9 protein-coding genes and 2 pseudogenes are annotated in these 11,399 nt (G+C 63.0%); 7 read left to right on the forward strand and 4 right to left on the reverse strand.

Features of this window, described 5'->3' with window-relative positions:
- The 3 genes and pseudogenes from EN991_RS08885 to EN991_RS08895 all read left to right on the forward strand — a co-directional run.
- Positions 1–268 (forward strand): annotated as a pseudogene (locus EN991_RS08885) (glycosyl transferase); the annotation flags it as partial.
- Between the two features lie 74 nt (positions 269–342).
- Positions 343–1,239, forward strand: a complete 897-nt coding sequence (locus EN991_RS08890; RefSeq protein ID WP_013528099.1) for a UTP--glucose-1-phosphate uridylyltransferase — start codon at positions 343–345, stop codon at positions 1,237–1,239.
- A 235-nt stretch (positions 1,240–1,474) separates the two neighbouring features.
- Positions 1,475–3,862 carry a polysaccharide biosynthesis tyrosine autokinase gene (locus EN991_RS08895; protein WP_027164272.1) on the forward strand — a complete coding sequence of 796 codons (2,388 nt, stop codon included), beginning with the start codon at positions 1,475–1,477 and terminating at the stop codon, positions 3,860–3,862.
- 65 nt (positions 3,863–3,927) lie between these two features.
- Here EN991_RS08895 and EN991_RS08900 read toward each other — a convergent pair whose 3' ends face one another.
- The 3 genes from EN991_RS08900 to EN991_RS08910 form a co-directional block, all read right to left on the reverse strand.
- Positions 3,928–4,686 (reverse strand): metallophosphoesterase family protein, encoded by a 759-nt coding sequence (locus EN991_RS08900; protein WP_013528097.1) that lies wholly within the window; start codon positions 4,684–4,686, stop codon positions 3,928–3,930.
- Positions 4,687–4,932: 246 nt separating this feature from the next.
- On the reverse strand, positions 4,933–6,015 hold the full coding sequence (locus EN991_RS08905) for an acyltransferase (RefSeq protein ID WP_024501824.1): 1,083 nt from the start codon (positions 6,013–6,015) through the stop codon (positions 4,933–4,935).
- Between the two features lie 113 nt (positions 6,016–6,128).
- Positions 6,129–8,036, reverse strand: a complete 1,908-nt coding sequence (locus tag EN991_RS08910; protein WP_127368594.1) for a propionyl-CoA synthetase — start codon at positions 8,034–8,036, stop codon at positions 6,129–6,131.
- Between the two features lie 143 nt (positions 8,037–8,179).
- Between EN991_RS08910 and EN991_RS08915 the strand changes: the two genes are divergently transcribed.
- From EN991_RS08915 to EN991_RS08930, 4 genes are all read left to right on the forward strand, one after another.
- A complete protein-coding gene (locus EN991_RS08915) occupies positions 8,180–8,992 on the forward strand; it encodes a DUF2259 domain-containing protein (protein WP_164753479.1) in 813 nt (270 codons plus the stop codon).
- A 442-nt stretch (positions 8,993–9,434) separates the two neighbouring features.
- Entirely contained in the window at positions 9,435–9,722 is a 288-nt protein-coding gene (locus EN991_RS08920; RefSeq protein ID WP_032898709.1) for a PqqD family protein, read from the forward strand.
- The gene (locus EN991_RS08925; protein ID WP_013528092.1) at positions 9,722–10,156 is read left to right on the forward strand and encodes a lasso peptide biosynthesis B2 protein; all 435 of its coding nucleotides are present in this window, start codon (positions 9,722–9,724) and stop codon (positions 10,154–10,156) included. The genes EN991_RS08920 and EN991_RS08925 overlap by 1 nt, the downstream gene beginning before the upstream one ends.
- On the forward strand, positions 10,153–11,130 hold the full coding sequence (locus EN991_RS08930; protein WP_013528091.1) for a hypothetical protein: 978 nt from the start codon (positions 10,153–10,155) through the stop codon (positions 11,128–11,130). The genes EN991_RS08925 and EN991_RS08930 overlap by 4 nt, the downstream gene beginning before the upstream one ends.
- A 7-nt stretch (positions 11,131–11,137) precedes the next feature.
- Here the strand turns inward: EN991_RS08930 and EN991_RS08935 are convergent.
- Positions 11,138–11,399, reverse strand: a pseudogene (locus tag EN991_RS08935) (hypothetical protein); the annotation flags it as partial.

Raw genomic sequence — 11,399 nt, forward strand, 5'->3', positions numbered from 1 at the left:
CGTCGAAGCCATGCGCAGGGCGGATGCCGTGTTCGCTCAAACCCATCGGATGGATGAGGCCGCGCAGGCCGCGTTCGCGCGGCGTGGCCGCAGCCTGCGCAAGGCGGCATCGTTTCTGTCACTGGTACAGCACATCAAGGCGCGGTCCCCGCTCAAGGCGATCCGGACTGCGCTCAGCGACCCGGCGGCGGTCAGGCATATGGGCATGCCGATCGCCGTGCGGTTGCGAAGAATGGCGGCACAATTTGCCGTCGGGGCGGGGAGGTGAAGATGCAGGCACATGGAGGGAATTTTCGTGGCCTGTGAACGGATTGAAGTCGATCTCCTCAGAAGGAATTTGCGATGAAGAAAATCAGGAAGGCCGTGATACCGGTGGCGGGGCTTGGAACGCGGTTCCTGCCGGCGACCAAGTCGATGCCGAAGGAAATGCTTCCCGTCGTCGACAGGCCTGTCGTCCAATATGCGGTGGACGAGGCCTTCGAGGCGGGCATCGAGCACATCGTCTTCGTGACCGGTCGCAACAAGGCGGTGATCGAGGACTATTTCGACCTGCATCCGGAATTGATCGGCACCCTGGAGCAGACCGGCAAGAAGACCCAGCTGGAGGCGCTCGAAAGCATGCTGCCTGTGGCCGGCGCCACCAGCTTCATCCGCCAGCAATCCCCGCAAGGCCTCGGCCATGCCGTCTGGTGCGCGCGCGAGGTTATCGGCAACGAGCCCTTCGCCTTGCTGCTGCCGGACATGGTGTCCTTCGGCGGTCGCGGATGCCTCGCCGAAACCGTCGAGCTTTATGAGCGCACGGGCGGCAACGTAATCGCCGTCGAGCGTTGCGAACCCAGCGAGACCAACAAATATGGCATCGTTGGCCGTGGCGCCGAGATCGGCGGCGGTTTCGAGGTGACGGCCATGGTCGAGAAGCCGGCGCCGGCCAATGCGCCTTCGAATTTCTACATCAACGGCCGCTACATCCTGCAGCCGGAGATTTTCGCGCTCCTGGGCAATCAGCAGCGCGGCGCCGGCAACGAGATTCAACTGACGGATGCCATGGTTCGTCTGTCGAAGGATCAGCCGTTCTTCGCCCAGCCTTTCCTCGGCCGCATGTTCGACTGTGGTTCCAAGGAAGGGTTCATCCAGGCCAACATCGCCTTCGCGCTGGCGCGCGACGACATGAAGGGTCCGGTTTTCGAGATGCTTCAGGAGTTCGTCCGGTCGCATGAACGCCAGGAAGAAGCCGCATAATGCCCATCTTTCGGGAGTATCGTCAGATGGCCGGCGAAGAGGGGCCGGCAGGTTCTCTCCGTCTGGCACGACGCTTGCATTGCTCTGGCGATGCTCCCGATCTTCGAGGCGCCTGCAAGCCAAGGCATGATCCCTGAAAGTGGGTCCCGGTTTCCGGAAAAGATCATGTTGAAACAGTAAGATAGAGCCAATTGCGATCAATCGGAATAGGACCGGCTCTAGAATTGGACCGAAGATGAATTATGCCAACTTTCCTCTCGACAAGAGGATGCCATTGCCGAATTCGGACGCAGGAGACGGCGAAGACTTCATCGATATCGAGCGGCTGCTTGGCATGGCCGCACGGCAGGCCAAGGTGGTTGCCGTGTGTGCCGTCATCGGTCTCTTCCTGGGCCTGCTCTATTTGCAGACAACGCCGCCCAAATATCAGTCGATCGCCAGCGTGCTGATCGACGAGGGCTTGAACAAGATCGTCGACGACATTTCGGCGACGTCGACAACCATGCAGACCGATTCCGCCATCCTGAGCCAGATCGAGATCCTGACCTCGACGCGGCTTGCCGCCGTGGTCGTCGACAAGCTGAAGCTCGACCAGAACGACACGTTCATGAATCCGCCCCAGTCGGCGCTTGCCCAAGGCATAGGCCTCATCCGCAGCCTGATCCAGTATGTCCGCCCCAGCTCTTCCATGCCGGGTGGCGCTGACTTCAGCAAGCTCGACCCGGCCGCCCGCGATGCGCTGATCGCCACGTCGCGCCGCGACTACGCGATCCTCAAGCTGCAGAACGAGATCCGGGCGGAACGCGTCGGCCGAAGCTACGTCATCGCGCTCGGCTATCAGGCGACGGATCCGGCCTTGGCAAACGCCATCACCAAGGCCTATGCCGATGCCTATCTCGCCGATCAGCTCGATGCCAGCTTCGATGCCACCGAGCGGGCTGCGGTCTGGCTGCAGGGCCGGTTGACGGAGCTGCGCCAGAGCTCGCAGGCAGCTTCGCTCGCGGTTGAGAAATTCAGGGCTGAACATGGGCTGGCGGCCAACAGCGATGGCCAGCTGATGAGCGACAAGCAGCTTTCCGACCTCAACGCCCAGCTTATCGTGGCGCAGGCCGACACCGCACGCGCCAGCGCCCGCTACCAGCAGTACAAGGCCATCGTCGACAGCGGCTCCGAAAACGCTTTCAAGGATGCCGCCATATCGAGCGACCAGCCAAGCAGCTCGGTCATATCGGCGCTCAAGACCCGCTACCTCACGGTGGCCAAGCGGCTGCAGGACGTCGAGGCGAATTTCGGCCCCGAGCACCCGCAGGCGGTGGCTCTCTCCAAGGAGAAGGCCGACATATCGACGCAGATTTTCGGCGAGCTGAAGCAGCTGACCGAAAGCTATCGCAACGAATATGAGGTGGCGCAGGCACGCGAGACCGCGCTCAGGGCCAACGTCGCGGCCGCGCAAGGCAAGAGTTCCGTCGACAACCAGACGCAAGTCAAGCTGCGTGAACTCGATCAGCAGGCGACGGCGCTCACCACGCTCTATCAGACATTCCTGGGTCGTTACGAGGAAGCCGCGCAGCAGCAGTCCTTCCCGGTCGGCAAGATCCGCATCATCTCCGACGCGTCGATGCCGATGACGGCCTCAAGCCCGCGCACCATCGTCGTGCTCGGACTTTCGCTGGTGCTTGGCCTGCTGATGGGCGCCGGCTTTGGTGGCCTGAACGAGTTTAACGAACGCTTCTTCAGGACCGGCGAGGACGTGCGCGACCGCGTCAACCTGAAATTCCTCGGCTACCTGCCGACGATCGGCGGCAAGCTCGGCAAGGAAGAAAAGCCGGGCGAGACCCAGGTGGACGCCAAGACCACCCAATCGCTGTCTTCAGCCGAAAAGCGGGCGCGCATGCGGGTCAGCATCGATTCTCCAGCCTCGATGTTCTCCGAAACGCTGCGCAGCGCCAAGATCGCCTTCGACGTCGTGATGGAAGGGCAAGGCAGCCGCGTCATCGGCATCATCTCGGTGCTTCCCGGCGAGGGCAAGTCGACGGTCGCGGCAAATCTCGCCGGCTTGCTTGCCGCCAATGGCTCCAAGACGCTGCTGATCGACGGCGACTTGCGCAATCCCGGCCTCAGCCGAGGCCTTGGCATGGAAACCGAGCAGGGCTTGATGGAAGCGGTGGTCGGCGGCCAGACCTGGCAGTCCGTCGGCAAGATCGACAGGCAGACGAAGCTGGCGATCATCCCGGCGGTGCTGCGCGGTCACTTCTCGCATACCAGCGAACTTCTCTCCTCGGCCGGCATGCGGCGCTTCATCGAGAACGCCAAGGAGACGTTCGAATACATCGTCGTCGATCTGCCGCCGCTCGGACCGGTGGTCGACGCCAAGGCCTTCGCGCCATTGGTCGACGGTTTTGTACTGGTCACCGAGTGGGGGCGCACCCCGCGCGCGATGGTCAGGTCGATGCTGGAATCCGAACCCTATGTCGCCAACAAGATCGTCGGCGCGGTGCTGAACAAGGTCGATTTGAAGAAACTGGCCAAATACGGATCGTTCGGCGGCTCGGAAAAATTCTTCGATAAATATTCGAGCTACTATCTGGAAAAGTCGGAAGTGCGCGGCAAGGCGCCGGTCTGACGTCGAGTGGGTCCACTCTGAAGTGTATCGATCTTCAGGCCAGCACACCTGAATATCGTTGCGCGTCAGGAGAAGATCAGCCTGCCTTGCTTGTCGGCGATCCTGACGGCGGTCAGGCGTCCGCTCTGGAAGGCGGCCGTGTCGATGCCGAGCCGGCGCCCTTCGAGCTTCGGGACATCCACCGGCGTATGCCCGTGCACCACCCAGCGGTCGAGCAGGTGCGTTGCCTCGAAGAAGTCCGAACGGATGTTGATCAGGTCATGGTCGGTTTGCGCCGCAAGGTCGACGCCGGGCCTGATGCCGGCGTGGACAAACACGAACTTCCGCGAACGGACCATGATCGGCAGCCCGCGCAGGAAGCTGACGTGATCGTCCGGAATGATCTCCCTTATGCGCCGGTCGATCTGCGCGCTGCTCCCGTAGAGGCTGGTGAGGCGCGCCGGATCGATGCCATAGGAAAACAGGGTTTGCAGGCCGCCCGTCGCCAGCCAGGGTTCGCGGGACAGATTTCCGTCGAGATAGTTCAGCATTGCCACTTCGTGGTTGCCCGCAAGGCAAATGCGCTGAAATCCTTTCGGCGGCGGCGCCAGGAGATGATCGAGCACCCGCGCCGACTGAAACCCCCGGTCGATGTAGTCGCCAAGCATGACGATGATCTTGCGGCTCTGGAAGCGCAGCGAATCGAGCAGGATCTTCTGCTCCAGCGCGCGGAGTTCCTTGTAGCAGCCATGCACGTCGCCGATCGCATAGACGACAGCGTCCTGCATGTCGATATCGAGGCGCGGACGCGCCGCGATGCGGGGTTTTCGCTGGAACAGGGTCACGTGCCGGGCGTCTCGAGGCAAGCTCTCATGCCGAAGGCATAAGTGCCTGTTATCATGCCCGAAACGAAGAATTCCGCAATCGTGGAAAATGTAGCTGCGCCGGGTCGGCACCGCCAATGCATGTCGCTCGGAAGTGAGCTCCGTTTTGGGAGAGCGATCCGTGGAACAAAGGCCTGGAGTGGGCCTGAATCCGCTCAGGCGCGACATGCTTTAGGTCGGCGGCCGGGCCGGTCTGCCGGACCGTCGTCAGGCTGCCTTGAGCCGATAACGGAAAACGGTATGGTCGAGCAGCAGCCGGATGCGTGGTTCGGCCTCGGTCGCCACTAGCCAGCTTGCCGCGATCATCGTCGCGCCGACGACCGCCATCGAGAACAGATGCGGCAGACCGGCGCGGACCAGGATGCCGAGCAGGGCCGCGCCGACGACATCGTGCAGCAGGTAGAGCGGATAGGTCATCAGCCCGATCCGGCGCCAGCCGCTCCAGGAGAGGTCGAGCCGCAGCGACCACGCCATCAGCGCGATGCCTATGAGGAAGATGAGGATCGGCGGGGCGAAGGGCATATCACGCCCGACCTTCAGGATATGAACGTCGACCGAACTGGCGATCTGCAGCACGCCACCGGCCAGGAACAGGGCGCAGAAGGCTAGGCGGGCGGCTGTCACCGCCTTGAAGCGCATCAGCCACAGCATGACGCCGGTGGCGAAGAACACGCCGTGATGCACCAGAAGCAGGTCGAGCGTGCGTGTTTCGGCAAGGTCGGCCCAGTCGAGCGGGTAGTAGAGGCACCAGAACAGCGCGCTGACCAGGCCGATGGCGAGGGCCACAATTTCCATTAGATGGAAGCGGCCGAGCCGCAGCAAGGTCCAGACGACGGCATAGAAGGCGATCTCGATGCCGAGCGTCCAGTAGACGCTGTCCACCCATGGCGCGTAAGGGGCGAACAGGCCGGTGCGGACGAGCCTGACGACGGCATCGGTCGGCCAGCTGAGGCCGACGATCAAAAGCACCGCCGCAGTGACCGGCGCACAGATCCACACGGCCGGCGCCAGCCGTTTCACCCTGGCTTCGAAAAACCGCAGGGGTGTCGACCTTTCGGCGCTGAAGGCGATGACGAAGCCGCTGATGACGAAGAAGATCTGGACGCCGACCCAGCCGGATTCGACCCAGGCGCCTATTGCCGGCTGCGGGGGAACGCCGCCCGTGGCGCGCGCCGAAACACCGTCAGGATACGCCCACACCCAGAAGCCATAGTGGTAGACCATGACCATGACGGCGGCGAGAAAGCGCAGGATGTCGACGCCGCCAAATGTAATCTTCTGCTGAGCCATGCGACCTTTGTCGATGGCCCCCCGCGAACGACTTTAGGGTGCATTGCTGCGTCGCACAATAAAAGTATTGCTTGCCGATCGAAAAGGTCGTCCGCGGCCCACCCTTCAGTGGCTCAAAGTCCGATTCCGCGCTCCTTCAGCGCCGCAGTGATCTCGTCGAGGATGACCGGATCGTCGATGGTTGCCGGCATGGCCCATTCCTCCTTGTCGGCGATCTTCTGCATGGTGCCGCGCAGGATCTTGCCCGAACGCGTCTTGGGCAAGCGCTTGATCGTCACCACCGTCTTGAAGGCGGCGACCGGGCCGATGCGTTCGCGCACCAGGCCGACCACCTCGTTCTCGATGGAGCCGATATCGCGGGTCACACCCGCATTCAGCACCACGAAGCCCAGCGGAACCTGGCCCTTCATGGCGTCGGCAATGCCGATGACCGCGCATTCGGCGACATCGGGATGGGCCGAAAGCACCTCTTCCATGGCGCCGGTCGACAGGCGGTGGCCGGCGACATTGATGATGTCGTCGGTGCGGGCCATGACGTAGAGATAGCCGTCCTCGTCGACCATGCCGGCATCCGCCGTCTTGTAGAAGCCGGGGAACTCGTCGAGATAGGCCTGGCGGAACCGTTGATCGGCATTCCACAGCGTTGGCAGGCAGCCGGCCGGCAGCGGCAGTTTGATCACCACATTGCCCAGCGTGCCGCGCTGCACCTCATGGCCAGCATCGTCGAGAACGCGGATGTCGTAGCCGGGCATCGGCACACCGGGCGAGCCGTATTTCACCGGCAGCAGGCCAAGGCCGGCGGGATTGATCGTCATCGGCGAGCCGGTCTCTGTCTGCCACCAATGGTCGACCACAGGCACATTCAGCTTCTGCTCCGCCCATTTGATGGTTTCCGGGTCGGCGCGCTCGCCGGCAAGAAACAGCGTGCGGAACTTCGAGAGGTCGTGTTTGGCAATGAACTCGCCCTTCGGGTCCTGCCCCTTGATGGCGCGGAATGCGGTCGGCGCGGTGAACAGCGCGACCACGCCATGCTCCGCTATCACCCGCCAGTAGGTGCCGGCATCGGGCGTGCCGACAGGCTTGCCCTCGAACAGGATGCTGGTGCAGCCATGCAGCAGCGGTCCGTAGACGATGTAGGAATGGCCGACCACCCAGCCGACATCGGATGCCGCCCAGAACACCTCGCCCGGCTTGACGCCGAACTCGTTTTCCATCGTCCATTTCAGCGCGACCATATGGCCGCCATTGTCGCGCACGATGCCCTTGGGCTGACCGGTCGTGCCCGATGTGTAGATGATGTAGAGCGGATCGGTGGCAAGCACCGGCACGCAATCGACATTGGCGCCCGCTGCCCGTTCGCGGGCGACGGCATCGGCGTAGTCGATGTCGAAATGCTCCTTCAACTCGCAGCGCAACTGGTCGCGCTGCAGGATCAGGCAGGCGTCCGGCTTGTGGCGGGAGATCTCGATCGCCTTGTCGAGCAACGGCTTGTAGGCAACGACGCGGCCTGGCTCCAGGCCACAGGATGCCGAAATGATCAGCTTCGGCCTGGCATCGTCGATGCGGGTGGCAAGCTCATGCGAGGCGAAGCCGCCGAAGACCACCGAATGCACCGCGCCGATGCGGGCGCAGGCGAGCATGGCGATGGCCGCCTCGGCCACCATCGGCATGTAGATGATGACGCGGTCACCCTTGCCGATGCTGCGGTTCTTCAGCACCGAAGTCAGCGCGACGACCTCGCGCTTCAGCTCGGCATAAGTGAACTTTTTCACGGTTCCGGCAATCGCACTGTCATGGATCAGCGCGATCTGGTCGGCGCGGCCGCCGGCGACGTGGCGGTCGATGGCATTGTAGCAGGTGTTGCAGGTGGCGCCGGTGAACCAGCGGCCATAGACACCGGCATTGGCGTCGAACACCTTGTCCCAGGGCGAATACCAGTCGATGGCGCCGGCCGCATCCGCCCAGAATTGTTCCGGATCGCGTTTCCAGCCTTCATAGACCTCGTGATAGCGTGAAGCCATCCATACCTCCCCGGGAAATGTTTTTCTTCCTTCCAGATAGCGCGCTCTACCCTTGGCCGCAAATCCACGCCATTGTGACGACGGCATCGACCTGGCGCTTGGGGGCAAGCAGCTATGAACTGCGAGACGGGACTGGGGTGGTGATGTCTGCTGCTGTTCGGATCATCGGGCGCTTTTCGCTATCGTCGGTCATGGGCGCCGTACTTGCTATGTCCACCGGAACCGCTGAAGCCGGCGATGCCGCGGCACGGCACATCATCGGCTTTTCGCCGGATGGCGCTTATTTCGCCTTCGAGCAATATGGAACGCTCGACGCCGGCGCCTCGGACTCCGGCTGGTCTGAGATCGACATCATCGATACCCGTACGGATCGGTTCGTTGGCGGTAAGCCGATCCTCGTCGTCGATGAGACGGAGGAGGCGACACTGACGCTGGAGCAGGCGAGGGCGCAGGCCGCCGCTCAGGCGGCGCCCATTCTCGCCCATTATGCAATCACATCCCCAGCCGAGCAGACAGCGTCCGACAAATTCACCTTTCCGGGTGAAATGGTTGCCTACAACGACATCTCCCGCCTCGAACAGGTGTCGCAGAAATGGCTGTCGCCGCTCCATGGCGAAACGGGCGTTTCGACCATCCAGCTCGACGAGATCCTGGCAGCCAGCACGAGCGATTGTTCGGCGAGTTTCGCAACGACGGAGCAGCGCGACACATCTGGCAAGGCACTCGGCTTCCGGCTGACGCTGCAAGGCCAGGACGGCAAGCCGTTCAAGATCCTGCACGAGGACAAGACCGTGCCGGGCTCAAGAAACTGCCCGACCTCCTACAGCCTGTCGGAATCCTACGAACTTACCCCGGCCGGCAAGCCGGCGGTAATTGTCGTGCTGGTGCAGCGTTTCAGCCAGGGTTTCGAGGGGCGCGATCGCCGCTTCCTCGCAGTGACCGGGCAGCCACGCTGAGAGGTCACGCCCAAGCGCCGGCAGCCGCTCTGTCTCAAGGTTGTTTCTAGATCGGCAGGGCCACAAGCATGAGGCCAATGCCGCCAGCGATCAAAATGGCTGTCGCCAGCGCTTTTCTATGACGTTCGAAGCTCGTCGGAGCTCGCTCCCAATTGTAACGCATACGCTATCTCCCCAATACCCAGGCAGGTTTTACCTTACTTAGGGGAAGAAATGCAACGTCCGCTGCCGGCAGCCCGCTGTTTGTCACGTTTCATCGATGACTATTTCTGGGCCGAATGCGGCCGGGAAGACGCAACCGAGCAGGTTCTAACGCGACTGGCGCGGAGAATCTGTCAGCAAGGCCGTTGGTCCCCTGAACTGGGCTCCCGTGATCGGCCGATAGACAGCGCTCCACCTCCGCGCTATCTGATTTCCGGGATGAGCATGGCTTGGAGGGGGCGTGGTGGAAATAGTCTCTGGAACCGTTCTGCGGCTGGCCGAGGATGCCTCGGTGCAGCATGTGGGCGATGGCGCAGTCGTGCTTTTGGCGCGCAGCGGCCAGCTCTATACATGCAACGGCACGACCGAAGCCTTTCTCGACAAGGTGGACGGCGCGCGCAACCTCGACCAGATCGTCGACCTGCTTTGCGAGGAGTTCGAGGTCGACAAGGGGACGCTCGATCAGGACATGGCGGCACTGGCCACGGATCTGATCTCGGAAGGTATCCTCGCCGCGCCAGGTGCTTGATGGCTGACGGCCCGCTCCTGCGCGCTCTTTTTCGCTGCCATCTCTGGGCGAGCGCGCGGCTGATGCCGGTCCTTGTCACCAACCGGAGCTTCGAGGAGGTGCTCAAATGGGCGCCGCTCGCCTCGTCGACGCCCTATCGCGGTCTGGCGTCCGCCTACATCGTCGCGAGCGTCAACCGCACGGTCCGCCATCCCTGGCTGATGCGTGACCGCAGGTGCTTGAGGGAAGGTCTGCTCGGTCATCGTTTCCTGCGACTAGCCGGCTTCGATCCGGACCTGCGCTTCGGCGTCGAACCGCAGTCGATGCAAGCGCAGCGTCTATCGGCGCATTGCTGGGTCTGCCTCGACGGCAAGCCGGTGGTCAGCGACAAGCTTCCCGGCATGGTCGAGATCTATCGTCATCATGCCGATGCCGTAAAGGCGCGTCCCGCTTGACCAGACCTTCAGCCTGCTATGGCCTCAACGGCCTGATCCTTGGCATATCGGCCGAGCGCTCCGAGCTGTGGCAGGATTTCGACCGGATGCTGGGCAGCCTGCGCATAGAGGAACCCGTCGCGCCGGACTTTCGTCTTGAGATCACCGAAACAGACACGCTGGACGAGACACCCAATGGATCCCTGGTCTTCGATGGCGAGGTGCCGGAGGATGGTCCCTGCCGGATGATCGAGGATGGCGGCATTGTCCATCTGGTCTTTCCCGGGCGCCAAACCGTTGCGATCAATGGTGGGGAAGGTTGGGCCGAACTCCGGATTAGCACCGGTACGAAAGCCGCCTGGACGCCGTCGATGTTGGTCCTGGATGCCGCGCTCGACGCCGGTGGCCAGCATATGCTGCATACGGCCGGGCTGACCTTGCCTGACCGCGATGCGGTGGTGCTGATCCACGCCCCGAGCGGCACCGGCAAGACCACGACGTCGCTGGCGCTGGCAACACAGGGCTTTGGCCTCTGCTCCGACGACGCCATGATCCTGAATGTCGCTTCGGGCAAGGTTGTAGCCTGGGGCTTGCCGCGCGCCGTCAAAATCCACCGGAAGACTGCCGAAATGATCCCGCAGGTGGCGCCATGCCTTGGCCAGACGTGGGATCGCAACGGCGAACAGCCGGTCTCGTTAGAACGGTTGGGCGGTATCATCCGGGTGGAAAACGCATCCGCCCGGCCGGTGGCGGCGCTTCTGCACCTGGCGCGTTCCGCCGACGGGCAGACCCGGCTCGTCGCCATGGCCAGGACCGACGCGATGGTGGCGCTGGCAGTCGACAATGTCCGCACCGGCATGACCGGGCTGCTGCCGATGCAGAAGCGCAGGCTGGCGACCATCGCCGGGCTGGTCAATGCGGTGCCGACCTTCCAGCTCGAAGTAGGCGCGCGCCCGGCTGACGCTGCGGCGCTGATCCGCGGCACCCTGGATTGACGTCAAGTCAGGCTACTTGCGGCCTGGCCTTGGCCAATCTCTGAATCCACCGGAAGGCGTCGCGGCGCAGGCGTGAGCCCAGTCTGTCCCTGGAATTGACGCCAAGCAGCGTATTCGTTGTGATCAACCGCCTGGCCAGCCGTATGGAGAGGTCGGGCTTGATGCGGCCGGCGAGTTCGAGCGCGCGGCTCTCGTCGAACAGCTGGCCGGTCACATTGAGCACGATTGCCAACTCCAGTTCGATGCCGGTCATACGGGCAGCGTCGAAC

The organism is Mesorhizobium sp. M7A.F.Ca.US.005.03.2.1, from assembly GCF_003997795.1.
Lineage (GTDB): Bacteria > Pseudomonadota > Alphaproteobacteria > Rhizobiales > Rhizobiaceae > Mesorhizobium > Mesorhizobium ciceri.

Excerpts from the sequence above, each read along its gene's own strand:
- EN991_RS08925 (WP_013528092.1), top strand. The coding sequence starts at position 9,722 with ATGGCTGACGGCCCGCTCCTGCGCGCTCTTTTTCGCTGCCATCTCTGG.
- EN991_RS08915 (WP_164753479.1), top strand. The coding sequence starts at position 8,180 with ATGTCTGCTGCTGTTCGGATCATCGGGCGCTTTTCGCTATCGTCGGTC.
- EN991_RS08910 (WP_127368594.1), bottom strand. The coding sequence starts at position 8,036 with ATGGCTTCACGCTATCACGAGGTCTATGAAGGCTGGAAACGCGATCCG.
- EN991_RS08890 (WP_013528099.1), top strand. The coding sequence starts at position 343 with ATGAAGAAAATCAGGAAGGCCGTGATACCGGTGGCGGGGCTTGGAACG.
- EN991_RS08905 (WP_024501824.1), bottom strand. The coding sequence starts at position 6,015 with ATGGCTCAGCAGAAGATTACATTTGGCGGCGTCGACATCCTGCGCTTT.
- EN991_RS08895 (WP_027164272.1), top strand. The coding sequence starts at position 1,475 with ATGAATTATGCCAACTTTCCTCTCGACAAGAGGATGCCATTGCCGAAT.